This window comes from Bacillus sp. YKCMOAS1 (genome assembly GCF_030268125.1).
GTDB lineage: Bacteria > Bacillota > Bacilli > Bacillales > Bacillaceae > Bacillus > Bacillus safensis.
On sequence record NZ_BSEI01000003.1, the window covers coordinates 111,209 to 136,373 of the forward strand.

Annotated in this window: 30 protein-coding genes and 3 pseudogenes; 5 read left to right on the top strand and 28 right to left on the bottom strand. The window is 37.9% G+C overall.

Annotated features, from left to right (window positions below; translation table 11 throughout):
• The first annotated feature begins 5 nt into the window (after positions 1-5).
• Complete coding sequence (locus tag QSJ46_RS09635; protein WP_106025124.1) at positions 6-701, top strand: YoaK family protein; 696 nt, start codon at positions 6-8, stop codon at positions 699-701.
• 40 nt (positions 702-741) lie between these two features.
• On the opposite strand, the gene QSJ46_RS09640 is transcribed toward QSJ46_RS09635, so the two are convergent.
• The 5 genes from QSJ46_RS09640 to QSJ46_RS09660 form a co-directional block, all read right to left on the bottom strand.
• Positions 742-975 carry a hypothetical protein gene (locus QSJ46_RS09640; protein ID WP_024425111.1) on the bottom strand — a complete coding sequence of 78 codons (234 nt, stop codon included), beginning with the start codon at positions 973-975 and terminating at the stop codon, positions 742-744.
• A 455-nt stretch (positions 976-1,430) separates the two neighbouring features.
• Positions 1,431-2,543, bottom strand: coding sequence for a response regulator aspartate phosphatase (locus QSJ46_RS09645; RefSeq protein WP_047203094.1), 1,113 nt, complete (start codon positions 2,541-2,543; stop codon positions 1,431-1,433).
• Between the two features lie 241 nt (positions 2,544-2,784).
• A complete protein-coding gene (locus QSJ46_RS09650) occupies positions 2,785-3,177 on the bottom strand; it encodes a BclA C-terminal domain-containing protein (protein WP_060697775.1) in 393 nt (130 codons plus the stop codon).
• 635 nt (positions 3,178-3,812) lie between these two features.
• Positions 3,813-4,157 (bottom strand): DUF3992 domain-containing protein, encoded by a 345-nt coding sequence (locus QSJ46_RS09655; protein WP_047203956.1) that lies wholly within the window; start codon positions 4,155-4,157, stop codon positions 3,813-3,815.
• Positions 4,158-4,231: 74 nt separating this feature from the next.
• Positions 4,232-4,885, bottom strand: coding sequence for a CotZ-related putative spore coat protein (locus QSJ46_RS09660; protein WP_047203955.1), 654 nt, complete (start codon positions 4,883-4,885; stop codon positions 4,232-4,234).
• Between the two features lie 407 nt (positions 4,886-5,292).
• On the opposite strand from QSJ46_RS09660, the gene QSJ46_RS09665 reads away from it, so the two are divergent.
• A complete protein-coding gene (locus QSJ46_RS09665) occupies positions 5,293-5,664 on the top strand; it encodes an iron chaperone (RefSeq protein WP_047203954.1) in 372 nt (123 codons plus the stop codon).
• Positions 5,665-5,716: 52 nt separating this feature from the next.
• On the opposite strand, the gene QSJ46_RS09670 is transcribed toward QSJ46_RS09665, so the two are convergent.
• Positions 5,717-6,298: an undecaprenyl-diphosphatase gene (locus QSJ46_RS09670; protein WP_285604655.1), complete on the bottom strand. Its 582-nt coding sequence runs from the start codon at positions 6,296-6,298 to the stop codon at positions 5,717-5,719.
• A 142-nt stretch (positions 6,299-6,440) separates the two neighbouring features.
• A complete protein-coding gene (locus QSJ46_RS09675) occupies positions 6,441-6,983 on the bottom strand; it encodes a GNAT family N-acetyltransferase (protein ID WP_047203952.1) in 543 nt (180 codons plus the stop codon).
• 203 nt (positions 6,984-7,186) lie between these two features.
• On the opposite strand from QSJ46_RS09675, the gene QSJ46_RS09680 reads away from it, so the two are divergent.
• A complete protein-coding gene (locus QSJ46_RS09680) occupies positions 7,187-7,648 on the top strand; it encodes a macro domain-containing protein (protein WP_285604656.1) in 462 nt (153 codons plus the stop codon).
• A gap of 65 nt (positions 7,649-7,713) precedes the next feature.
• On the opposite strand, the gene QSJ46_RS09685 is transcribed toward QSJ46_RS09680, so the two are convergent.
• The 5 genes from QSJ46_RS09685 to QSJ46_RS09705 form a co-directional block, all read right to left on the bottom strand.
• On the bottom strand, positions 7,714-8,190 hold the full coding sequence (locus tag QSJ46_RS09685) for an immunity protein YezG family protein (RefSeq protein WP_041109174.1): 477 nt from the start codon (positions 8,188-8,190) through the stop codon (positions 7,714-7,716).
• A 6-nt stretch (positions 8,191-8,196) separates the two neighbouring features.
• The gene (locus QSJ46_RS09690) at positions 8,197-10,122 is read right to left on the bottom strand and encodes a T7SS effector LXG polymorphic toxin (RefSeq protein ID WP_285604657.1); all 1,926 of its coding nucleotides are present in this window, start codon (positions 10,120-10,122) and stop codon (positions 8,197-8,199) included.
• A gap of 115 nt (positions 10,123-10,237) precedes the next feature.
• Complete coding sequence (locus QSJ46_RS09695; protein ID WP_258182627.1) at positions 10,238-10,372, bottom strand: hypothetical protein; 135 nt, start codon at positions 10,370-10,372, stop codon at positions 10,238-10,240.
• A 2-nt stretch (positions 10,373-10,374) separates the two neighbouring features.
• Positions 10,375-11,466 carry a Rap family tetratricopeptide repeat protein gene (locus QSJ46_RS09700; protein WP_285604658.1) on the bottom strand — a complete coding sequence of 364 codons (1,092 nt, stop codon included), beginning with the start codon at positions 11,464-11,466 and terminating at the stop codon, positions 10,375-10,377.
• 540 nt (positions 11,467-12,006) lie between these two features.
• Positions 12,007-12,852, bottom strand: coding sequence for an SMI1/KNR4 family protein (locus QSJ46_RS09705; RefSeq protein ID WP_285604659.1), 846 nt, complete (start codon positions 12,850-12,852; stop codon positions 12,007-12,009).
• 80 nt (positions 12,853-12,932) lie between these two features.
• Between QSJ46_RS09705 and QSJ46_RS09710 the strand changes: the two genes are divergently transcribed.
• A complete protein-coding gene (locus QSJ46_RS09710) occupies positions 12,933-13,121 on the top strand; it encodes a hypothetical protein (RefSeq protein ID WP_047203920.1) in 189 nt (62 codons plus the stop codon).
• Between the two features lie 73 nt (positions 13,122-13,194).
• Here the strand turns inward: QSJ46_RS09710 and QSJ46_RS09715 are convergent, their stop codons facing one another.
• The 13 genes and pseudogenes from QSJ46_RS09715 to QSJ46_RS09770 all read right to left on the bottom strand — a co-directional run bounded on the left by QSJ46_RS09715 (position 13,195) and on the right by QSJ46_RS09770 (position 22,271).
• Complete coding sequence (locus QSJ46_RS09715) at positions 13,195-13,812, bottom strand: hypothetical protein (protein ID WP_285604660.1); 618 nt, start codon at positions 13,810-13,812, stop codon at positions 13,195-13,197.
• A 249-nt stretch (positions 13,813-14,061) separates the two neighbouring features.
• Positions 14,062-14,139 (bottom strand): annotated as a pseudogene (locus tag QSJ46_RS19595) (hypothetical protein); the annotation flags it as partial.
• Positions 14,108-15,145 (bottom strand): XkdF-like putative serine protease domain-containing protein, encoded by a 1,038-nt coding sequence (locus tag QSJ46_RS09720; RefSeq protein WP_285604661.1) that lies wholly within the window; start codon positions 15,143-15,145, stop codon positions 14,108-14,110. The gene QSJ46_RS09720 and the pseudogene QSJ46_RS19595, both read right to left, overlap by 32 nt.
• 56 nt (positions 15,146-15,201) lie before the next feature.
• Positions 15,202-16,071: a hypothetical protein gene (locus tag QSJ46_RS09725; RefSeq protein WP_285604662.1), complete on the bottom strand. Its 870-nt coding sequence runs from the start codon at positions 16,069-16,071 to the stop codon at positions 15,202-15,204.
• Between the two features lie 105 nt (positions 16,072-16,176).
• The gene (locus QSJ46_RS09730; protein ID WP_285604663.1) at positions 16,177-16,935 is read right to left on the bottom strand and encodes a TRADD-N-associated membrane domain-containing protein; all 759 of its coding nucleotides are present in this window, start codon (positions 16,933-16,935) and stop codon (positions 16,177-16,179) included.
• 89 nt (positions 16,936-17,024) lie between these two features.
• Positions 17,025-17,940: pseudogene (locus tag QSJ46_RS09735) on the bottom strand (phage minor head protein).
• A gap of 129 nt (positions 17,941-18,069) precedes the next feature.
• Positions 18,070-18,477 (bottom strand): annotated as a pseudogene (locus QSJ46_RS09740) (phage terminase small subunit); the annotation flags it as partial.
• A 517-nt stretch (positions 18,478-18,994) separates the two neighbouring features.
• On the bottom strand, positions 18,995-19,345 hold the full coding sequence (locus QSJ46_RS09745; RefSeq protein ID WP_285604664.1) for a hypothetical protein: 351 nt from the start codon (positions 19,343-19,345) through the stop codon (positions 18,995-18,997).
• 77 nt (positions 19,346-19,422) lie between these two features.
• Entirely contained in the window at positions 19,423-19,920 is a 498-nt protein-coding gene (locus QSJ46_RS09750; RefSeq protein WP_205184811.1) for a hypothetical protein, read from the bottom strand.
• Positions 19,921-20,099: 179 nt separating this feature from the next.
• Positions 20,100-20,684, bottom strand: a complete 585-nt coding sequence (locus QSJ46_RS09755) for a DUF4145 domain-containing protein (protein ID WP_285604665.1) — start codon at positions 20,682-20,684, stop codon at positions 20,100-20,102.
• Between the two features lie 83 nt (positions 20,685-20,767).
• A complete protein-coding gene (locus QSJ46_RS09760; RefSeq protein ID WP_285604666.1) occupies positions 20,768-20,938 on the bottom strand; it encodes a hypothetical protein in 171 nt (56 codons plus the stop codon).
• 554 nt (positions 20,939-21,492) lie between these two features.
• Positions 21,493-21,978 carry an SMI1/KNR4 family protein gene (locus QSJ46_RS09765; RefSeq protein ID WP_285604667.1) on the bottom strand — a complete coding sequence of 162 codons (486 nt, stop codon included), beginning with the start codon at positions 21,976-21,978 and terminating at the stop codon, positions 21,493-21,495.
• A 29-nt stretch (positions 21,979-22,007) separates the two neighbouring features.
• Positions 22,008-22,271 carry an HNH endonuclease signature motif containing protein gene (locus tag QSJ46_RS09770; RefSeq protein WP_285604668.1) on the bottom strand — a complete coding sequence of 88 codons (264 nt, stop codon included), beginning with the start codon at positions 22,269-22,271 and terminating at the stop codon, positions 22,008-22,010.
• Positions 22,272-22,454: 183 nt separating this feature from the next.
• Between QSJ46_RS09770 and QSJ46_RS09775 the strand changes: the two genes are divergently transcribed.
• Positions 22,455-22,670 (top strand): hypothetical protein, encoded by a 216-nt coding sequence (locus tag QSJ46_RS09775; protein WP_242056701.1) that lies wholly within the window; start codon positions 22,455-22,457, stop codon positions 22,668-22,670.
• A 180-nt stretch (positions 22,671-22,850) separates the two neighbouring features.
• On the opposite strand, the gene QSJ46_RS09780 is transcribed toward QSJ46_RS09775, so the two are convergent.
• From QSJ46_RS09780 to QSJ46_RS09790, 3 genes are all read right to left on the bottom strand, one after another.
• Positions 22,851-23,048, bottom strand: a complete 198-nt coding sequence (locus QSJ46_RS09780; RefSeq protein WP_285604669.1) for an XtrA/YqaO family protein — start codon at positions 23,046-23,048, stop codon at positions 22,851-22,853.
• Between the two features lie 249 nt (positions 23,049-23,297).
• Positions 23,298-24,632, bottom strand: coding sequence for a type I glutamate--ammonia ligase (gene glnA / locus QSJ46_RS09785; protein WP_025093273.1), 1,335 nt, complete (start codon positions 24,630-24,632; stop codon positions 23,298-23,300).
• Positions 24,633-24,692: 60 nt separating this feature from the next.
• On the bottom strand, positions 24,693-25,103 hold the full coding sequence (locus tag QSJ46_RS09790) for a MerR family transcriptional regulator (protein ID WP_039178801.1): 411 nt from the start codon (positions 25,101-25,103) through the stop codon (positions 24,693-24,695).
• Positions 25,104-25,165: the final 62 nt, after the last annotated feature.

Here is a 25,165-nt window from a genome sequence, read left to right on the forward strand (position 1 = left end):
AAGGGATGACGATTTTGACCGCACATTCATTTCGTAACACAGCTTTGATTTTCTTATGTCTTTCCGCAGGAATTGTGGATGTAATTGGATATTTAAGCCTAGGGCATGTGTTTACAGCCAATATGACAGGTAATATTGTGCTGCTCGGCATTGCAGCAGGAAGCTCCTTGCAGCTAACGGCCCTGCATTCCATCATTGCTCTAAGTGGATTCGTTTTAGGGGTTTTACTTGCAGTTGTGGTAGGCGGGAAGCATGAGAAAGCGTTTTGGCCAAAAGCCGTGACACGCATTTTTATCATAGAAGTGATGATTTTGCTTCTATTTGCTTTCATGACCATTTTCCCTTATACACAAGGTGCTTACTTTATGCTGATCATCCTTTTAAGTATGGCCATGGGCATGCAGACAGCAGCCGCTCGTAAATTGAATGTTGCTGGCATTTCTACAACTGTTCTCACGAGTACACTCGCTAATCTATTTGAAGATGCAGCTCAGCGCATATCATACAGGGAAAAAAGAAAAGCCCCTATTCAGCATGTGAGCTTGCTGCGAATTGGATCTATTGTCTTTTACTGCCTAGGTGCGGCTATTGCTGCATACACAGATCGTTACGACCCGTTTATCATCATTTGGTTGCCGATCATCATCCTAGGAATCATTGTGATAACAGCTGGATTGAAGCACTTTCACCAATTGAAATAGCCTCTCTTTAGAAGGCTATTTCAATGATTGTGATCTTACACTAATAACTCCTTACATAAAAACCAGGAGGGCGTCCCATGATGAACGTAGAACCATATGGATATCCAGAAAATGTCCCGAATCCTCCGTACCCGGGAAAACCGCCTAAGCCAGAGAATACACCAGGGCTCAAATAATATCCGCCAAAGCCGATATGGGAACCAACTGGCCCAATATGTGCCCCGCCTCCGCTAAAACCGCCTCCATGAAAACCACCATAAACCCGTGGATACATACAATCACCTGCCTTCAAATCAGACCTTATCTCATCATATGCATGACAAAAGGGGCGGTGCTCCTGCTTTTTCTTTTCCTTCTATGTACATTAGACCAATTTGATAAAATTTGAATGAAAAGTCCTGCAAAAAATTAAATTAAGCAAAGAAAAGTGACCTTTTTAACTTGTTGCTCTGCCCTATGTTTATTTAGAATAATGGAGCAGGTAATAAATTTGCACACCCCCTTTGTTGCGAATTCTTCTTATTAAACGTTCTTGTAGCGTTTAATAAGAAGAGCCTATTAAAACACAAAAAACCCTTGCTGACGATATCAACAAGGGCGAGAGATACATGGTATTAACCACCAATGATTTTTTCTGCAACTTCGAATGAACCCGCAACGTTTTGCGATAGAACAGTCGCAGCGACCGCTAAACCGACAACAAATAATACTTTTAATCCTGTTTTCATCTTAAATCAACCCCATTCTTTTCATATGTAAATCCGCTTCTAAACTTTTGTTCAAGTAAAAAACAGACTGCTCATAAAGTGCTTGCTTTTCACAATATTTTGCTGCAAATTGTGATAGCTCTTTTACTTCATGATATTCATTCTTCTCTTCTAACTTTCTTAATTTCTCATCAATTTGCTGAAATCTTTGTGGCGCATGCGTTAAGTAAAGATCATGTACGATGCCTATTTTTAGCTGAAACACTTCATGAGAAGCATCCTTTATTCTGGCATATGCAGCCTCTATATATTGGCTTGCACGCTGCTTTTCACCAATCACACAGAGTTCCCGGCTGATCAGATACGTAGAATGGAAAAAGAAATCTGAATCATAGTACTCTTGATGGGACATTGCTTTTTCAAGATGACGTATCGATTCCTTCGGTTTGTTCCAAAATGAATATAAAATGGCCACATTGTGATGAAGCTGAGCCAGCATAAAATCATCCTGCTCACTTGTCAAAACTTCTTCTGCCAGACGATAATTCTCAAGCGCCTCTTCATACCGGCCGATCTCTGTTAGATTCGCTGCTATAAGAGAGTATGAAAGGGCTGTTCTTCTTTCATACTGCTTGTGCCGCTTATAGACGTGGAGCGCTCTGCGGATATAGCTTAATGAGAGCATGATATGACTAAGCCGGTAGTAAAGCCATGCCACTTTAAAATCGAAATCAGCACGTTCTATCTCACTTGGAATTTTATCTAAGAGCTTTTCAGCACTTTGATACATTTGCAATGCAACCTCATAATTACCTTGATGCTGCTCATACACACCCTCATAGAAATCGAAATAATAGGCAAGACGATTAGACAGGTCATCTTCTTTTTTTCCATAATGACCCTCTATACTTTTCGTTGAAACGTTGCCCTTTTGCCCTCTTAAATTGTACATAAGAATGTGATGTCTTTTCTCAAGAAGAGAATAGTATATGAGGATATCCGCATCGTCAATTTCCTCTACTGCTTGTTTCGCTTTGGCAAATAACCGTTCTGCCTCATCTGCATGATCTTTTTTGATTTCCATGTTCCAGTCATTTAATAATGATGCCAATTCCGCAACAGGAACTTTGCTCATTCTACACCCCCAATCACCTTCAGCTGCAGCACATGATTTCACTAAATATGGAACTTCTATTAGCAATTGCTAATTAGTCCATTTGACATCATTTTAATATGAATCACTTGAATCTTCAATAACCGTTTCCATTGAAAGTGCGTTTCTTTCTTCTAGTCAATGATATTTGCCTAAAAATTTAGCCTTTTTTTAAAAAAGAACATCTCAAAATGAAAAAAGCCCTTTTTGGGGCTTTTTGATCTTATTCCAATCGTATGATGGTTAATGCCGCTCCAACCGATCCTCCTCCAAGTAAGACAACTGTTGCGACCACTCCGAAAATTTGGAGAGAAATTTGGTTACCTGCTGTAAGCGTTGTAATAAGTGATACATTGTAGGTAGATGCCGATAAAGCGGGTGATAAAATAGAGCCTGGAATGGCAGATCCGCTGTTGACAATCCTCGTTCCAGCAAGCAGTGCTACGCTTGTGTTCACTTGATACGTGATGAAATAGCGACCTGAGACTGGCACTGTAAATACCGTATTTCCACCACTTGCCGTAAAACCATCTAAAGTCTGATTATTAGACAAAGAAACAGCTGTTCCGCCTAAGACAACGAGAACTGTACTTCCCGACGTATTGGACGCGTACATTGAGTTAGCCGTTACACTTGTTCCGGTTGGACCGGTTACTCCCGTCGAGCCGGTGGCTCCGGTTGGACCGGTTACTCCCGTTGAGCCTGTTACTCCCGTTGGGCCGGTTACTCCCGTTGAACCGGTTATTCCCGTCGAGCCGGTTACTCCCGTTGGGCCGGTTACTCCCGTTGGACCGGTTATTCCCGTTGGACCCGTTGCTCCCGTTGGGCCGGTTACTCCCGTTGGACCGGTTATTCCCGTCGAGCCGGTTACTCCCGTTGGACCGGTTATTCCCGTCGAGCCGGTGGCTCCGGTTGGACCCGTTGCTCCCGTTGGGCCTGTGGCTCCCGTTGAACCGGTTATTCCCGTCGAGCCGGTTACTCCCGTTGGACCGGTTATTCCCGTCGAGCCGGTTACTCCCGTTGGACCCGTTACTCCCGTTGGACCCGTTGCTCCCGTTGGGCCGGTTACTCCCGTTGGACCGGTTATTCCCGTTGGACCGGTTACTCCCGTTGGACCGGTTATTCCCGTCGAGCCGGTGGATCCGGTTGGACCCGTTGCTCCCGTTGGACCCGTTATACCTCCACACATATTAAGTTGGGCGCACATGTCTCTCACTACTTTCAATCTGTGGAATCTTCAAGACATACACACTAATACTGATAATTGAGAGAAAAAGAAACGACAATACTTCCAGTCGAGGTCCCGCCAGTAGCTACAATCCCAATGGAGTTCAGGTCATTAAGCGTAATGGATTGACTCTCCCCTGGAGGTACTGTGAAATCTGGAACAGCCGCACCGTTTACCTCTAATGTCACAGTAGGTGCTACAGCTGCGATCCCATTGTTTTCCACCATAATGGTCCCGTTTATGACAAATGGTGTTCCGTCTGTCCAGACAACAACTGCATCAGCAGCAGCTGCTAAATCGACCGTGAAGCATACTGCATCATTCACAAAGCCTGTTTGCTCATTACTACACCCGCCTAAAATAGCCATTATAACCCTCCTTCAACCTATTCTTGATAGACTATGATCTAGTGATCTACGAAGATTGTGCGATTATCCCAAACTTAAAGCCTTATTTTCTTCCTTTGTACCATGTTTAATTGTATTTCTAATCGCGCTTGCACGTTTTCAGCAGCTTGATTCTTTAAAATCAACATCATATCTTTCACCGTAACCGCCCGGCTTTCTCCCTTTTGGACATAGATGTCATGACATGTTTTTTTTGTTTGAATGGTGATAGAAACTGGCACATTTTGATCATCATGATGATGCAAAACCACTGTTGCTGTATTCAGTAATTTTGTTCCATTACGCCATATTTCAACCGAACTGGACGATGCTGAAAAATAAAGAAGGATGTGATGAGATTCAATGTTCTTTAATATGAGCGCATCATATACAGGCAGCTTCACTTTCATCAATCCGCATAAAAAAGACAGGTCGACAAGGATTTTTGAGCTAGATCGATACAAGACTTTCTGACAGCACGACGATCTCATGCAACACGGAACAAGAAGCTCTAACACCACACAATTCTGTTCTTCATTGATGGAAATCAAAGAAAAATAACAAGTCTTAAATATACTTCTCTCAAAGAACACCCATGAGTAGAAAGGTTCCCCATCTTCCATGATGAGCAAAAAAGGAGAACTCAATGAACGTTTGTGAGTAAAGCCATCATTTTTTTTTTGATTGTTTATCTCTTTCAGTTTACTCATCAACAGTTTTGTCACTTTCCATCAGCCCAATTCAATGCTGTATACAAATCCATATGGTCTTTTATCATATGTGCCTTTGACTATTTTGTGCGATTGCCTAAGGACCATCGGCACCAGTCATCAGCGCAGCTTTTCATTTATCCAGTTTCTTTATATAATATGATCAATCACTTACACGCCTCAGTAGCTCTAGAAGGGAAGAGCGCCGTAAAACAAATTGTAGCTGGCGGGTCGCAAGGCAAGGGTTTCAGAAGCACCGAAAAGCACATGAGCTGAGACAGGTGAGATTCCTGTCGGTGAAATTCCGTAGGGAAGCGTGTTGCCCCCTAGCCTATGCTTACGAAAGGAGTGCGGGTTCGAATCCCGTCTGAGGCTTATGAGGTCGATGGAAATGGAGGATAAACATCATGCATGTGTTTGAAGAATATATCAGCAACATCGGTAACCCCGAGCTGAAGCAGCGCACTCAAGACATCTTACAATGGGTAGAAGACACATTCCCTCAATTAGAGCCAAGAATTGCTTGGAATCAGCCTATGTTCACAGATCACGGCACATTTATTATTGGGTTTAGCGTGGCAAAACATCACATTTCTGTCGCACCAGAAGGAAAAGGAATTGATCAATTTTCAGCTGACATTGTACGAGCTGGGTACGATCATGGAAAAAAGATGTTTCGCATGAAAGAAAGCTTGCCAGTTGATTATCCTCTACTGAAAAAAATGATCGAATTTAATATCGAAGACAAAGCGGATTGTTCAACGTTTTGGCGAAAATAAACAGTACCCCGATCTCAGCCGTTAACAGATCGGGGTATTTTACTGCTTCATGTTATTTTGTTCTCTTCCCTACCAATTTCTGTTCAAGCCACTCATAACATGACAAGATGGAATTAACACTTTTTTGAAATATCGGCAAATATACAACAGCGGCTGCTGTTAAACACGCTATAGCAGCTCCTGCGAAGACATCAAATGGATAATGAACCCCTACCCAAATCCTTGAAAATCCAACAGCAAACGCAATGATCAGCCAATAAAAATGGTGTTTATGAAACAGCCAAAAGATCAGGCAAATCGAAAAAATAAAGATGGTATGATCACTCGGAAACGAGTTATTCACTTCCTTTTGAATCAAAAGATTGACGTGGCTCATTTCTGCAAAGGGCTGCTGATTGAAATAAAAGAGCCCTGCGATTTTTCCAAGTAACTCTGCCAATATGAAGGTCAGTCCAGCAGATACGACCATCGCCCTATTGTACCTGCTGCGATTTTGAAACCATACAAACAAACACATGAGCGCTGCTAGCAGCACTGTATATTCAGCTAGTCCAATAAATATCGGATTCAAGGAACCATAATCAATACTGAGCTGATTCACCCACCTAAATAAATCTTCATTAAATTCCCGCATCTCATTTCATCCCTTTTTACATGATTTATGATAAGGATAATTGAAATGAGATGTCTGCCTCCATCGATCGAACGAACAAACTATGGAATCATATAACAGGTTTGTCACTTCGCTGTCACTTGAACATCATGTACTAACTTGTTTAACGAGAGTGATGTTGCGCCCATTCTTTTTTTAGCAAAGCATATTGATATGTGTTTTCATATTTAGGTGTGCCGTCTTCATGGTTCGTAAATGAAATAAACTCAAGAAAAAGGCCTTCTTTCCGCATGCCTAATCGCTCACATAATGCCTGTGAACGGACATTATCATCCTCTACATAGGCATAAAGACGCCTTGCTCTCTTTTCTAAAAATAAATAGGATAAGAATGCTTCAGCACTCTCACGCGCATACCCTTTCCCTTCATATGCTGCATTAAAATTCCATCCAATTGCATACGTATCAGGCTCCTCTTTTAAATGAAACAATTCACCAATAACCTGCCCACTTTCTTTTAAACAAACCGCTACATATGAGTGATCTTCTTTTCTCTTTTGCACCTTAGCAGCCGCTTCCTCCAATGTAGAGATTCGATCATCAAGAAAACAATTGACTCTTGGATGAGCCAAGTACTCTAACATTCCTGCCGCATCTTCATCGCAAAACGGTCTAATCATTAACCGATTCGTTTCTAATAGATTCATATGTTACCCCTCACTGTTTCTGCTTGATTTCGCGTTTGTAGTCTCTCCATATTCTAGATGACATGTATCAACTTTGACAATCAGATTCATATTGAATTGTCTTCAAATAAACCCATCAAAAGCATTTTGGCTATTAAATAACATGATGACAACTGTTATAATAGAACATAGGTTTGCATTTTATCAAAAAGGGGTTACATCATATGATCAATACGGTGGATGGCAACATTTTAGAGGCAAGCGAAGACATCATCTGTCACCAGGTGAACTGTAAAGGAGTCATGGGCGCTGGATTAGCGAAACAGATCAAAAGCAAATATCCGAATGTGTACAAAGATTATAAACAGTTATGTACAGAACAAGGAGATGACTTGTTAAGCTCCGTTCAACTTATCACAACAAAAGACGGAAAAACAATTGCCAACCTATTTGCCCAAACTGGGTATGGAAGAACAAGAAAGCAAACCGACTACGATGCATTACGCAGCTGCTTTCAACACCTAAAGGATACAGTGACACATTCACCTGAAGAGAAAAACCAAACGTCCATCGCCATTCCATACGGGATTGGCTGCGGCTTGGCCGGCGGAGATTGGACGATTGTTGAAGAGATGATGGAAGAAGTATTGGGTGATTGTGAGGTGACGGTTTATCGGTTTAGATAATGGAAATGAGTTTCTTATAAAAAATATATAACAAATACCCTCCTTAATTCGGAGGGTATTCTGAGTTAGTTATCGTCTTTATTTTTTATATAATTTAATACGGCTTCTTTATCTTCTTCATCGTCGGGTAAAAATCCGAACGTTTCATATTCCCAAACTGCTATTCTTTGTACATTGTCTATGCCTAATGAATAAACATCATCATATCCATACTCAATAGAGAATTTCCCTTTATAATCTAATTGGAGGGTAGCTGTTGTCCAAGCACCTAAATCATTTTGTATATATGCCTTTTTCAATGCTTCAAAAATTTCACTAAGTTCGTATAATAAGTGGATGTATGTTGACTTACTTACACTATATTTATGAGGAATTTGATGTCCATTAACATATTCATTTCCATTTTGTTCTTTAAAATAAAACACTATCTCAGCCGAATCATCAAGTATTTCTGCATACATCCAAACTTTATCCCAATCACATGGTATTAATTCATTAATTGATTCTGCTATTTTTTTATAATTTATTTCTAATTCTTCCATTGGGTTTTAACCTCCAGGTTGATTCTTAATAAATACTTGAGAATAACGTTCTCCAATTTTATACTCCACAGAGAAACTAACAGGTCGTAATGAATCTCCCTTATAGATAGGTTCAATGCTCACTGCTACTTGTTTAGGTGGATTTGAATTCAAGGCTTTCAACCACCGTTGCTCCATGGTGTACCATTTCCCGCCGCTTCGATTAATCTGTGAATTCATTGGAAGTAGGTTATCAACATCGCCTGATCCTTTAAAAATAGACGCAATTAAATGACCTCCATCATCATCCAGTAATCGATCTGGCTTTCCTGAATTGGATTGGGCATATTGGTTTCTTTTGACCTCTCCGTATTTTAAATCACTTGCTTCGACTTTGACAATACGTCCGTAGTGATCGGTTGTGTAGGTGTAGCCTTGCTTTGTTGAATAAACAACATTTGGTTTTAACACTTTTTTACGTTTCCATCTCACATAGTGATCTCCGTAACTAACAACGGCTGGTGGCGATTTTGGTGCTGGTAATCGTCTGCCTGTTTTAGAGATTCCATATACAGGTTGATTGTCCAGGCGTTTTGCCATAGAGAGGAGTTTATTTTTGAGATTTTCTCCGTCAAACACGTTATACGGCAGCTTTGGGCCGCCAGCCAGTTGAAACTTTGGTGAGTATGGCAATAGATTCGGAATAGAAACTCTGTCTAATGATTTTGCTCCTTGCTCAAGGCCTTTCTTCACCGTCGTTTTGGCTGCTGTTGTCCCCGTTTTTGTAATGGCACCTGCCCCTTTAGAACCAAAGACGATTTCTGCTAGAGAACCAGTTGCATAGGCAAACCAGTGTGATCGAGAATATGCATCACCATCGATGACTTCTTTTTGGAATGAGTCTGAAATCGCCTTTCCAATCGCTTTCGACGTTTCAATTGGATGTGAAACAGCCGTTACGACCGATTCAACGGCACCTCCAGGATCTGTCACAAGATCATAGATGCCAACTACTGTATCTTTGGCCACATCATATAGACCAACTGCTGCACCTTTTACAACTTCAACGAACCCCTCTGATGCTTCTTCCTGCGCTTTGATCTGGAGAAGCTGGCTGTAATACATTTTTTGATCGTAAGAAAGATTTTCATATCCAATTTCGTCTACAATCTCAAAGTATTTCTCTTCTGATATACACGAAGGATCGTTGAGCTTTTCTTTCAATTCTTTGATTCTTCGTTTCTCTTTTTCTTCTTTTTTCACTTTTAAATATGTTTTCACCTGTGCATCGATTTTATCATGGTTCTTGTACACATCTGTCTCATGAAATGCTTTTGCATCGTAATACATGGGCTGCGCATTTTTTCCTTTTCCTGTAGCAGCCATCATTTTTGCATAAAAAGTTGAGAGGTGTTTTTCAATCGCTTCTGATTTTGCGTATTCTGTTTTTAGCTCATGATCTATTTTATGTACAGCATCAATTGCCTCTTTTCTTTTTTTGTTCGCATCATCTAAATGTTCATTGACCTCTTTACTTGAAAATACATTCAGTTCTATGAGATCACTGATGTCATCAAAAATAGTGGATAGAGCTTCTTTTTGTTCCTTAACCATATCTTTATTATTCTGAATGCCTTGTTTCAGTTGAGCGTCTAAAAAGTGCTCATCAATAAATGTAGTTCCGCCTAATGATTCGTCATCAAGCTTTCCTTTCACCCCATCTAAAAACGCTTTTTGCATATCGATAAAGTCAAGATAAGTGTCTGTGTAAAGCGCAAGATCCTCATAAAAGGCTTTGATATTGTCTGCACCTTTACCAGTAAATTCATCACCTAATCCTGACACACTTTTTAATGCTTTTTTCACATGCTGCATTTCGTCTCGAAGCTCCTGATAGACTTTTGACCTTTGTTCGACAGCTGACAGTAAAGATGGAGCATCTAATATTTTCATATAAAAAAGACTCCTTTTATGGAATATTCTTTTACTAGAATACCATAAGGAGTCTGACACTTTAATCCACTTTATCGTTTTTTAACCAATTATCCTCCGTAGTGTGGATTCCCTTTTATGATCCTGCACCTCTAGAGAAAAGCAACACTACCTCATTTTTAGCATCTGCCTGAGTTTGTTGTCCAGCAGGCATTCCAAGAATTGCACATAATAGCAAAGCAGTAGTAATCATCATCATTATTTTTTTCATGATCATATGACCTCCTTTCCTATTAGCGTACAAGATTTTAAAGCCAATTCCAAGAAGTAGTTACTTTCTTCATAAAGATTTAACTTCTTATAAATGGAGGCAACATCAGGAGCTAAAGCCTCTATATCAACATATGCTTTTCTTTCTTCCAAAAGACATAGCCCTTTCTTGATATCTTCATAGCTTTCCTGTGGTGTTGTATAACATTTCTCAAGGATATTGAATTTCAACATAAAGTTTGTGTTCTGCTGTTCTTTAGAAAAGTTTTTCCCCTCAGCAACCCAACTTATTGCCTGATCGAACTGATTTGATTTGTAGCTTGATCTTGCAAATTCATACGCACATTGTAAGTATGAAACAGGAGCTGACTGTTTTAGATCATCTGCCGAAATTGATTTGTTAAAATATTCAATTGCTTCTATATGGTGGTCATCTTGAATTTTGAGAAATCCCAAATCATAATAAGCCAACGCTAACAATCTCTTATCATTCTTTTCAATCAGTCTATCGACACAATCCAAAAGTATCCGTTCAGCTTTGTCTAGTCTACCGTCATCAATCAAATTCAGTGCCAACAACATATTACAGTTTATGGTCTGTATGCTGTAACCTTCATGACCTTTGTAGATGTCCTTTGCTGTTTGTAGATGATGGTGAGAAAGAAGCGTGACTTTATTGAAATAGTAGAGTGTGCCAATTTTATAATGGAACTCAGCCTTTTCAATTTCATCATGTACCTTGTCCAACTGTCTCTCAGCTACTCTGAATAGGACTAGGGCTTCTGAATAGTTATTCTTTGCACTCTCATACATACCTTTGAAAAGATAAAAGTAAAACCTTAGCATGTCATCTGTTTTGACTCTTTCATTTTCTGTTATTGTTGGTTGCCCCACTAAATCTTCCATCAGTACCTTAAATCTGTAATCAAGAATATTGAAATAGAGTAACACATCTTGATTTTCTTCCATTTCGCCTAACATTTCTTGAATCTCATCCCTCAGCTCTACTGCTTGTGAAACTTCCCTCTTTTTAATATGTAAATACCATTTGTTGAGCGTGTTTGCTACATCTACAGAAGAAATCAAATTCGACATCCCATTACCCCCTTGCTATCATTTCCTTTGTATAATTTTAACATGACATTTACAACATATGTAAAGACAAGGTGTTCATTTTAAAAGTTTTCGGTATCCCGCAAAATGCAAACATACTTATCTATAAAAGATATGTTTTATGTAGAGTGCTTTAAAGAGGAACGACATGCCAGTAGAGAATTAAACATAGGTATCCTGTAACACAAGAAGTAACAGAGTTTTCTAAAGGATATAATACAAAGAAGAAATGTTATTGAAGTTAGTAGCGTAGAAACAAATTTAAAACATTTTCTTTAGAATTCTCTTTTTGAACATAGATTTACATCTCGTTTTCTTCTTTGTGAATATAATTTGACCAAATTATCCCCCTGAAATCAATGGCCCTAAGGGGGTTGCTTTGTTATTACTGAGACAGATACTGATCGCGTTCCCATGGGTATTTTGCGTTCAATATTTTTTGATGCCCTTCTAAATCTTCCACTAGTATGACCTGTCTTTATATATTCTAGACATTCACTAATTCCACACTTACATTTGAATTCAGGAACTCAGCTCCTCTACTTTCATAGCAAGATGCTCCGAAACATTCACAACTTCGGGCATTTCGTGGTTTCCTAAAAATTTAATAATTTGTTGTAAAATTTCTATTAGCTCTACACTTTTTGGCATTCGTTTTTGATTTTGCAAGAGAAGAGAATCAATACTCGAAGCTATTTCATGTAGAGTAAGTTCATCTTTAACACTTGGAATATAGTCCCTTAGCTTTTTGAAAAACCACTCAATATCTTTTATTTCTAACATCGGATAACATTCAAGTTTATAAATGTCATATGTATGAGGCTCATCCATTTTTAAAATGGCTTCGAATTCCTCTTTACTCAAATAAACCTCAGGAAGCTCATATTCAACCTCTGTTGCTTCCTCATCAACAGCGTACTCAACTGTATAAAGCCCCTCAATGAATTCATCAAAGGAATCTGCTAATTTAAAGTCTTCTTCCATCTCAACATCAAAATAATGAATTGCAGGATTCTCTTTCGTTTTTCTATAATCCATCGCTACCCAAGTATGGCCATCCCCGTTAATCAAAACAAGCCCTTCTGGCAGCTCCCACTCTTTTATTAAATAGGCACTATCCATAATCCCCTCATCTTCTGCAATTCCCAAAAGATGATTAAATTGAATATGATCCTCAGCCCATGAATTAGAGTGAGTCGTTGGAAAAGCATTATGAATGGTATAACCACCATTCTGTTCTAATATGAGCTTTTTATATGTATCTGGCAAAGTGACTCCAAGTTTCTTTTCAGCTTTAGCTATTTCTTCTGCATTGATCTTTTTTAACGTATGGTAACCTTCTTCGTCTATTTCCCAAAAAGATTTCAAAATTTATTTCCTCCTAGTGTCATTTAACAAAACTCCCTTACGAACATATATTCTGTTAAACTATTTTTGGTGGTGATTGTATGTCTGATCTCGAAAGAAAGATCTATCGAATTATTTATAATATGAGTCGCTTCCGTAAGAATCCAACAATTGATGATCTGAAAAGAAAAACAGGTAAAGACGAGAAAACTGTAAGGCAAGTAGTCAAAAACCTCCTAGCAAATGAAGAATTGAAATGGGATAACAAGAAAAGAGAATGGCGGTTTTAACTTTAAGTTAGCCGTTCGTTTTTTATCAAATTACTAAAAGAAGCAATCTACAAGCCAGAAGCTGCCCTTTTTCTTAATCTTCAGGGTCCTCAAAGATACCGAGAATTTCATTCACATCGTACTGATAAAGTTCATACAGACTGTGATCTGTAATCTCGCCTCTTTTTATTCTTTGATTAAGAACAAACATCAGATCGATTGGTTCTCTTTCATAAGATATCATGTCATCATCTGCATCATTAAAATATAATACTGGCTTGTTTAAAAAGGAATGTGATTTAGGCTTAGTAAAGTATGTCCACTTCACTTGCGGATAGTTTCTCCTAATGGTTTCCCCATAATATATACCAATATCCATTGCTATTGCATAGTCCACTTTTGCAATTTCAACTGGATTAGCCAATAAACTCTTTTTTTCATCTTCATAAATAAAATCAGGATATTGCCTTAATTCTTCTAATTCTCTACCAATCTCTTCTTCTGATAATTTATAAATTTCAATCTGAGATAAAAACCAACTATAGATATCTATAAGTGATTCGGGAGTGAAATTAAAGTCCACCTCTTCATTAGTAACATTTTTCAAAACTTCAATCCGTAGTGGTATCTGATTAACAAACCAATCAAACAGAATTTTAGCCTCTTTTTTTGATAAAGTTTCAAAGGATTCCATTATAATTGGTGGTTCCATTAATACATACTCCATTAAATTTCTCCCTCATATTTTAATTATTTTCGAATATTGGCTATACTGCTCTAACTCAGTTGTATTTTATGATTTGCTTGCTCAATTCTACCAGTATTTGTACTTATAATGAAGTACTACTTTACTTTATCAATCATTTCAATTTTTTAATCGGAAATCTTTAACCACTTGTTTCCTTAAAAGAATGAGAAGTTCGTATAGCCTATATTTGATACATCGATACAATTCTGTTGCTCAATCAACCGCTGAATATCGATCCAAATTATTTGCAACTTGTGACCTAGACATCCCTAAAGCTGCGGCCATTTCTTTTTGCGATAGCTTCATCAATTTGTTTTTCTTGCGGATCAGGCTGACCTTTGCCTTCTCCTTTTTCAAGGTCATCCAGACGCTTTACAACCGGTGCAATTGTGTCATCTAGCATCTTTTGCAAATCTTCTTTGCTCACGTCTTCTTCCTCTTTCTTCTCTTCCGCTTGACTCAACAGATTGTCGATAGCGGCTCTTGCATTTTTTAGCTCATTCAGATTAGCTGCTGAAAACTTTTTACCTGCTTTTGCGACAGCTTCAGGTGGATCAGTTTGGATCCCAGCCAAGTCATCAGTAAGCAGAATCTCTTGGGTGATTTCAACAAAGTCTTCCAGTGCACCCCTCACCTTTTCAGTCTCCAAGTCTTCATCGGCGTAAGAATCCCATTTAAACAAAACGGAATTCAGTGCATCTTGTGCAGCCCAAAACTCACGACGCATGCGGCCTTTGTCGTATCGGTTCTTTACTTCTCCTTTTGATAAAAAGAAGTTTTTGAGCAAAGAAAAAAGCCCCATCTCTTCAGAAGCTGGCTCACGCTCTTGTTTTCCTATGTCTGCTGTTCCGGCCATTGAATATCCGGTGATCTCGCCCTTTTGAATCTGTTCCCAGATTTCATCTGATGCTTTTGTCACAAGGACCCACGATCCTTTCTTGATAACTTCACCGCCCATTTCAAATTCAGACCTAGCAATGTACGATTCAACGACTTCTCCGACATCGCCTTGGAAATCATGCTGCTTGTCGATCTCACGTGCATCCTTCAGGTACCCATGAGCGGCTTTTTCAATTTCTTCTGGTGTCATGAAATCTCCATGTGCATCTTCCACATGTGGCTCATATACAATACCGTACACAAGACGCTGTGCATCATCAGCCTTTGCAATGACCTTGATCTCTTTTTGAAAGTCATTTTCTTTTTCTGATTTCATAAAAAAGAACTGCTTTTGATTAGCAGCCTTGTCTACGTATGAAACGTGTGTGATTTTTGCATTTATCAATTCGCGTGGCAATTCATTCACCTCCTTCCAAAAGAAAAAACACCACTATTTAAATGGTGTTTTAAAAATTAATTTTCAGCGATTTCAATTTCCTTAATAAATTGTAAAGTTGAAAGAGTATATAATAGTCTGAGAGCATCTTCTTTCTTCCAAGCTAAAGGATCATCTCTACCATGTAAAATCCAATTTCTATTTAATAAAGGTAACCTTGCATGGGTAAAATCATGGGACTTAAATAAGTGTTCATCAAAGAAAAAATACGCAGAATAGGCCGCTATAGTTAGAAATTTCATCTTGTCATCCAATTTATTATGAAATTCGTCCACTAATCTTTTTCCATATTTACTACTTCCTATAATTGAGCTTAATTCCCCTTCTATTACTGATATAAGTGCAGGTATTGTTATCTTGTAACGCCCTTCCAAGTACAAATCTAGAGATTGATCTAGTATTTCACTCCATTTTTTACTCAATCCATTTTTCACATTTTTTATTAGAGTTTTTAATTGTACATACTCATCCTCTTCATAAAAGGCTATGAAAATCTTGTCTATCTCATCATGCTCCATGTCTAGATACTCGTCTCTTAGATAAAGGTTTATTGGCATATCACCAGTTAAAGTCCACCCTACACTGACATTATGACGTGTAATTCTTTCGAGCCTTTGTTCGTCAAATTCCAAGTAATCAAATTTCGGAAAACTCGGTAAATGTAAATCAAGTTTTATAGATGAAATAGTATCGAATGCCTTCTGAATTGAGTCGCTATTAATTATTTTTAATTGTCTAGTTAAGTTTTCAGTTGCCTTTGCCATCCTGAATGCTTCATCAGGGATATAGTTGCTAATCATTGCTACTCGAGATGCTTCCCTCAATATTTGCGAATTCTGTTGTTGAAACTTTTGGATTGAATTTAAAATCGGCTGTAAACTATCCATTTCTTCTCCTCACTTTTGAAGTATAGTGAGGATATTATACTATTTCATTCCATGTTTTGTAAGTGTCTATCTCAACTCTTTTATTAATCCCATCTGGGTACAATATTATTTAGCTTTACCCTCAGAGGATGTATCATTACTTATATTTAGAGCTAAGTTTGCCAAAGTTTCTTGTCTTTTGTTTTCATCACTTATTTGAGAGATTAGAAAGTTGCTCAAATAGAAATGATGTGTATTAACAATTCTATTATGAAACTCGGTTAAAGAGTTTATCGAATTAGTATGCATGTTCAAGTAAATAGCTCCAATAAAATTGGAGAGGATTCCTGCAAGAGCACCAGTTGCAGCTACTATTATTTTGTTTTGAGGATCACCCAATATATTGCCTGAAATTAAATACATTGTTAATCCTATAAATCCAAAACCTAAAACAATACAGCTAATCCCAACCCAAAACACAAAAGAGTTTTGCCTTAGATTAAGGTCATAATATCTTTTCAATTGTAGATCGTGTTGTTTGAATAGAGTCTCACTTATATTTTTTTGAGAAACCTCGCTTTGCAACAATTCTATTTCCCTTTCAATATCGAATATAAGTGCTCTTAATCTTTCTGGCTCCATAAGTGATGTTAAAATCAAACCCATGCCCACTAAAAGTAAAAATATTGCTGTCATATTGAATTGCCCTCTAATAAATATAAAAAGGCATAAAGCAATAATTAAATGCAATGCTCCTAATACAATTGAAAAAAATTTTCTCTTTTTTTCCCTAGATTCTAATAAGGATTTTCTCCTCTCAAGGTATTTAAGGTTTGATGTTAAATGCCTATCTATTGCCTCAGTAGAAATTATTGAACTATTCATTTTGATAACCTCTTTACTTTTAATATAAAGTAAAGATATCACAAAACAGAATGATTACATAATAATTTTTAGCATTTTATACATTAATTTCATGTTAGGTAATCCTCTCTTCTAATCTCTTCTTTTTCCTCAGCTGACAACTCAAGAATAACAGGATCAACCACAGGACCAACCGCACAATGACAATTTACTCGCTCTTTTGGCGTGAGCTGTGTATCTCTTGGAAACATGCACCGCTCTCCGCTGCCTGGTATCTCACAAATTCTTCATCCAAAGGGATAATAGTTCCATCCAGCTGCACATGACTTTCTCTCGACTGATTCTTTTTCCCGCCGCTATGCTTCCACTTCTTCCCCGTTACTGCCGTGGATTGGACATAGGATTCATGTTGAGCAACAGAAGAAGCGGTCAACACTTCAGTTACGGCTGTTACACGTGCACGCTTGCGACTAAATTCAGGAAGGTCCTTCAGTTCCAGTTCAATCTCCTGGATAGAGCGACCTTCTTTTATACCTTCTTTCAGCGTTTGTTCAATAGCCTCATGAGTATTCAGCTTCATCAGCTGTGCCAACTCCTGTGACCATGATTCAATCCACTCAGCGGTTCTTTCAGATAAAACCTTGAATGGAATATCTGCATCGATGGAATGCATGATCTTCTCAGCCAGCTGCGTGACGGTAAGTGTTAGAAAGACAGCCGTTTCTTTTCCGAACAGCTCTGCAAACTCATCTGAAATGAATAAATCATTATTAAAAAACGCTAAAATTGCTTCTAACGTCTCCGAATCGTCCTTGGATATAAAAACCATTCAGTGCATTCAAAAACGTCCTGCGTTGCAATCTGAGAAGTTTTGCGGTGGTTTTCTCGTACTCTTCCACTAAAGATGGAATGTCTTTCAGTTCAGGAAAATCAGTTACAGCTGCTTCTAGTTCCTCGACCTCATCCGATTCCGCTTTTTTGCACAAAGGCATTGATGTTTTTTATCAGCTGATCGATTCTGCTCATTTGCGGATCTCCTCTAGTTCATCCCTAAGGTCTTTGAGGATAGATACCAATTCATTGTTAGTACCCGCAGACTTTTGAAGAACCGTATCAAGTAAGCTAGTTGATGCCTTTGGCTTCGCCTCAATTGGATTGAAACTCGTATTCTTCTTCCTCAATATCGGTAGAATCTGAAACGACTGATTTTTTCTTTTTCAGCTCTTTGCTCATTTCGTCTTTGTTTTTTCTGTGCCCTCACAATGGCTGTGAATTGAATTTGTATCTGCTCCCAAAGTAAATCAACTGGCGAAAACTTCTGAATATCCTGCATGATTTCAAACGCTTCAGCTGGCATGTGCTTTGAGTATAAGCCGTGTGTCTTTGCGTTTTGATTACGTAGTGGTGCTACGCCCCCGCTATTACCTAGCGCATTAACATTACCGGGTTGACCACCTTTTTTTGTGTGCACCCTTTTTTCTTTCTCAACCATGCCGCTTTTTCCACGATTTTATGGTGTTGATCGACACCCCGTATTTCTTTGGCAAGGTCCTTGTATTTCATGCCTTTGACTTAATCTTTCTCCACCTGAATGAGTTTGGATTCCATCTACATTCATCTGCCGCCTTCTTCTGATTCGTGTTTTTGGGAATTTTTATTTCCTCTAAACTGCTGCCGCACTCTACCTTTAAGCCGATGCTTGGTGTAAAGAATTATCGGGAGCAGTTTACAGGGAACAAAAAAAAACCTTCATTCAGAAGAGTTCTTTTCTTTGTTCGTATTCAAATTAAGATAGTTCCATCCCATATTCTTATTTTTTGAACTTTGTGTTTTCCAGTAGAATAATCGAAATTTTTTTACACTATGACTATCTCTAATCGTTGTCTCATTGCCTGCACGAAATGTCCTTATACTTTTAAATTTCATCCGCTGTCCTGTTTGCAATTGGTATGAAATATCTATTCTTTTGATTCCATATTTGCGCCCGTGTACATCACCATAATTTATATCCAATGGTATGTACACCTCATCATTAGGGCTCATAAATGGCAAAGATGTCTCAATTATACTCTTATCAGAGTTATCTAATTATACTTTTTCCAATAGTCTTTATCTGTAAATAGTTAAATCTCGAAGCACCAGTGAAATCGCTGTCTAAATGGAGCCTATTATCTGTTATAAATTTCTCTAAACCATCGTAGCTTTTTGGAAGTAATAATTTTGCACCTCTTTTTACCAATGGATGATTCCTAAGTTGATAACCTCCAGTTATTTCATCTAACACTACATAAGTTCTGTATTCAAATTTAACTTTAAGATCTTCATTGATTCTACCTAAAATAAATGTAATAAATGGGACTATAATAGCTGCCGCTGCTGTTAATGCAGTGGGCAGCACACCAAAAGTTTTTATAATTTCATCCAAACTCATGCTCGTTCACCTCCTATCTTTATATATCGGCAGAAAGTGAGCATATGGAACTACCCGCAGAATTTGTCGAATGAAATTTACTCGTTTTCTTTCTGTTTCCTAGCGTGGACTTGCTCAAATGTTCTTAACATTGAGACAGCCACACTTCTAGCTCTTTTTTCTTTAATTATTATTCTTATAATGAAAATAAGTGATATGGCTGTGCCAATGAATGCTAAAATTTTACTTGTATTAATATTAAATGCCATAGTGAAATATACAGCCAATAAAGGGACAAATGCTGGATAGTACTTAGAGACATCTCTTATGTTCTCAATATGCGCAAACCTCGATATAGCAAACTCTAGACATTCAATATCTAAATTATAGAGAGTTGCTACACTTTTTTTATAATGTTCCTTCTTTTGACCATATATAAATTCTTTTAAAAAGTACGCAAGTAACTCTTTTTCTGAATATGTGTAGATGACATCTTCTAACTCCATTAATTTCTTTGAGTATATTTCATTATCTAATTTCTTAATTTTTTCATATTGTCCTTTATTTTTAATTGCACGTTTATTTTTTTTACCCAACTCTACTCACTCCTCAATTTTTAATATCGGATATAAATATTAATATTGAGGTAAATGCAAAATTTGTCGAACGAAAAAAGCGACCTCCGTAACGGAAGCCGCTCTCAATTTATATCATAACCACTCTAGAATAAAATGCTTTGCCAAGATCGAGCCAAAAGTGTGCCATTTATAAATTGTTATAATTCAGCTTCAAATTCATAGACTATCCTCAACAACATTTCCAAAAAATCAATTAATTTTTGAGTTTCTTCTTTAGTTGATTTTTCTATATTATGAGCAGCAATATTACCATTTAATCTCACAGCATCAAGCCACTTTTTAGCACTTTTTGGAACTATTCCTTCATTTACTAAGAATTCTACATACTGTATAAAACTCTTGTCTTTTTTATCTCCCTTTTCAACTGCTATATTCATAATCATCTTTCTAGCCAAAATACTTGCACCTGTAAACGCATTGACTGAAAACGAATCACAGACTTCCTTATACAGATCTTGTATATTTTCTGGAAGATGCCTAATACCTTTTACAATACTTATAGATGGAAATTGCTGCCCTATTCCATTTATATGTGTTGGGTTTCGACAATTAGGACATATAAGTATTTTAGAACCACTCTTCCTTTCGCTCTCTATATATTCATGAGTTAAATATCCATAAGTTGGTGCAGCTAAAGAATTACAGTAACCACAAGTATATTTTTCTTTTTCTACATCATGTGAATCTGCCCAAAAATAATTTTCATAATAAAATGATTTCATACTATCCCTACCTTATCTAAATTATCTATATATACCATTATCCACATTATCCAACCATTCACCATAAATATTATTATGTTCAACTATCGGAATCGCTGAACCTCTTCCTCTCTTGCTTTTCGACCATACGCCCAAAAGACGACTGTTCCCATCAAATCAGCGTTTTCTTCGAATACGGCAGCCTTGTCTTTGATACGTTTCGCGTCTCGTTCCCATGATTTCTTCCCAATCCCTATTCGTAATGGGATCAGCATCGTTCTCCTTCTTACTAATAGAACTAGGAGAAATGCTTTTAAATTTCTTTAAGGTCTGTTTAGAAACTGATTCCCTGATCTTCATTTCACTCGCTCCTTTCCGTATAAGCACCACCTTACGCTATTCGCTTAAATAGATTTTGCAATGATGACTACACTCCGAGAGGATGCCAAGTACAGTCAATCATCAAATAAAATGAAAAACTATCCTCGATACGGCCGCCGCAGACCAGCTGCTATCCAGGCTCAGAATGTCCCTCTCGTATGGCCACATTCCTCAACACCTTTGTTCCGTATCCAGATACGCCATTGATAAGGGAAAGACGCGTCTCCCAATAAAAAAAGCGGACACCAATCAAGGCACTTAAAGTGCTCAATGATCAGCGTCCGCAGATTCTTCCTTCTGGACAAAATATTCACGTTCGTTTTGCTTGTCTCTATCATACGATGATCCACTTAGGAAAAAAGGTCCCCTTTTTATCCCCCTTTTCCTCGGTTTTTTCTCGGCATTACAAATAAAAAAAGTGCCCATAAACATGGACACTTTGGTTCTATTATTCCCAAAACGCATCGCCTTCAGAATTAATATACTTCTGAAGAAAAGTTTCAAAATCTACATCAAGCAGCCTATATTCTAAACCGTCTTCAAATAGATAAAGGTTTGAATTTCCCTTATTTAGAATCAAGTAGCACCCTTCAAAAAGAGCGGCAATAGCTATTCCATCAACCTGATCAAAAAAATCATTAGACAACTCGGATTCGATCTCTTCTAAACTGAAAACGTGTAATCCTCCACCCACCTTGTTCCCAAAAACTATGTCTTCAAATATTCTTGCGCCATTATGTAGACATAAAAACTCTTTGTGATCGTCAGGCAATGCATGGTGTTTCTTTTCAAATTGTTTTATATTTTCTTGATCGGCTGGGGCATTGAAGGTACAGCACTTTTCATAGACTTCACCGTCTACCGAGAATTTGATGATGTTCTTCTCATCTAATTGATTTGCAGGCTTTTCTAATATCTGCACGATCCTACTCAATCTTTCACCTTCTATCTATATCCTCTCCATCAAGGAGAAACCTCTTGTTGATGCAGTGTTCTTGTTAGTGCATATAAATTACCCATTTTATTATCTCCACCATATTCTAAAGGAATAACATAGTGAATGTCTAAACCAGACCAATCCCATTTAGGATCGCCGTATTTACCAATATACCATCTGATATATTTATTTCGGATGTCCTTATCTCTCTTTACTCTATCTTCAGGCTTATACCATTTCATATTTGCTTTTGTTGGTGATAGTAAAGATTTACCACTATGATTTCTCATCAATCTCTTGAAGTAAACACAATTGTTAAGATTTCATCCTACCACTCCTTGAAAGTTCATATTGAAATTTTCTTATAATCTATCTAACTCTGAAAATCGTTCGTATTTTACAAAAATACCCTTGAATTTTTTATAAAATATAGGATAATTAAGGATGTCAAAATAAACTAGGGAGTGTTTTAAATGAGATTAAAGAAAGTTATAACTTGTTCCGCATTATCCTTTGCTTTACTGGTTTCTGGATCTCCTGCATTCGCTTCAACTTCTAATGCAGACAGCAACATGAGTCAAAAGATTATAACTCCTCAAGTTGAGCTGAAAACTATTCATCTAAAAGCCAATACACAAAAAGAATCTATCATTTGTCTCTTTCCTCCTAAAAGATGCAAAAGAGGGTGATGGTACTCGGACAGGCAAATATCAAGGTTGGTATTAAAAGTGAGATACCCCTATCTCACTTTTTAATTAGCTAACTTTAAAATTTATAGTTGCCATCACTATGCCTGTTTTAATAATTTCAGAATCATTAGCAATTAACTTATTTTGACTGTTTCCTGCAGGTGGAAGCCTCCTGCTTTTTTATTTTGTGTGAACTTTAGTATTTAACTTTGTAAATTGGCCGTCACGTGTAGTGATTTCCCTTTTCCCGTAAATAGATGCTTCAGCTAAAAACGCTTGGTTGGAATGGCCATCTAGAATAATGACTTTCACTTCTCCTTTGGTCATAAAGTTATTAATGGAGATGGTTGAATTTGTAACTTTGTAAGGATTATTCATGCGCACAAGTCTCCTTCTGTAAATTTGTTTTTCATCTGATATTCCTCTTCCTTTCCTAATTAGACACTCTGTATTTGCAAATATAGCGAACAATATCGCTTCACTGGGACTTCGTACCAATCATTTCAGCAAGGTTTTGAATACGTTTTTGAGACCTTCGTTGAAATTTCAAAGTCGCCTTTTTTGTGGGTGATGGCTTCCTCAAAACAAAAACCCCCTGAAGCCAATGGCTTCAAGGGGTTTTCTTTATTAATACTGAGACATATACTGATCGCGTTCCCATGGGTGTACTTGGGTTCTGAACATATCCCATTCGATTTCTTTTGATTCGATGAAGTGCTCGAATAGGTGATCGCCTAGTGCGTTGATCATCACTTCGTTTGATTTCAGCAGCTCGAGTGCTTCTGCAAGTGTTGCAGGTAGGTCAGCGATGCCGTTTTCAAGGCGTTCTTCTTTGTCCATGACATAGATGTTTCTGTCGATTGGTGCTGGTGCTTCTAGTTTGTTTTTGATTCCGTCTAGACCTGCTGCAAGTAATACGCTTAGTGCAAGGTATGGGTTTGCAGATGGGTCTACGCTGCGTACTTCTACACGTGTGCTGATGCCGCGTGATGCCGGGATACGGATCAATGGGCTGCGGTTTTGTGCACTCCATGCTACATAGCAAGGTGCTTCATAGCCAGGTACAAGACGCTTGTATGAGTTAACCGTTGGGTTTGTGACTGCTGTAAAGCTTGTTGCGTGCTTGACGATACCTGCGATAAAGTGTCTAGCAGTCTCGCTTAATTGTAAATCTGCTTTTTCATCAAAGAATGCGTTTTTACCATTTTTGAATAATGATAGGTTACAGTGCATACCAGATCCGTTTACACCGAACAATGGTTTTGGCATGAATGTCGCATGAAGACCGTGTTTTCTCGCAATGGTTTTGACAACGAGTTTGAATGTTTGAATGTCATCACAAGAACGGATTGCGCCTGCATATTTGAAATCAATTTCGTGCTGACCTGGTGCTACTTCGTGGTGAGATGCTTCAATTTCAAAGCCCATTTCTTCAAGCTCTAGCACGATATCACGGCGGCAGTTTTCACCTAGATCTGTTGGTGCAAGGTCAAAGTATCCACCTTTATCGTTTAGTTCAAGCGTTGGCTCGCCTTTTTCATCTAATTTAAATAAGAAGAATTCTGGCTCAGGTCCAAGGTTGAAATCACTAAATCCTAGTTCTTCCATTTCCTTTAAGATACGCTTTAAGTTGTTACGCGGGTCTCCATCAAACGGTGTCCCGTCTGGCTTATAAATGTCACAAATAAAGCGTGCAACTTTACCTTTTTCTGCTGTCCAAGGGAAAATAACAAATGTGTTTAGATCTGGGTATAGGTACATATCTGATTCTTCGATACGTACGAATCCTTCAATAGATGAACCGTCAAACATACATTTGTTATCGAGAGCTTTTTCTAACTGGCTCACAGGAATCTCAACATTTTTAATCGTTCCGAGAATGTCTGTAAATTGCAGACGGATGTACTTTACGTTTTCCTCATTTACTAATTTTACGATATCTTCTCTTGTGTACTTTGCCATTTCGTAAAACTCCTCCCCTACAAAAGGTAAAATGTGTATAGCAATGCTTTTGCTAATTGGTTAACGGAAGAACCTTGACATATCCCCCTGCCTAAAGGTCGTCCCTTGTTGGAAACGTCCAGCCTGAATGAGTTCCTTCTTCAGTAGCTTCCTGAGTTCATCATCTGACAAGTTGTGCTTAGCTGTGGTTTTTTCCTCCGTCTTTTTATCAGACGATGGATTTTCTGCCTCAGCTTTGGCAAAAAGCTTTTTGATTCCTGCCATGTTTACACCTTGTTCGATGAGGTTTTTAATTTCTAGTAATTTATCAACATCATGAAAAGAAAATAATCGGCGATTCCCATCACTTCTTGCTGGAAATACTAAACCATTTTCCTCATAATAGCGAATTTGTCTTGCAGATAATTCTGTTAGCTGCATGACAATCCCAATTGGGAATAAAGGCATTGAGCGGCGAATGTTATCACTCATCTCAACTGTCTCCTCCTCTTTGCTTAAATTTATTATATGTCATGTTATATTATGTGTCAACA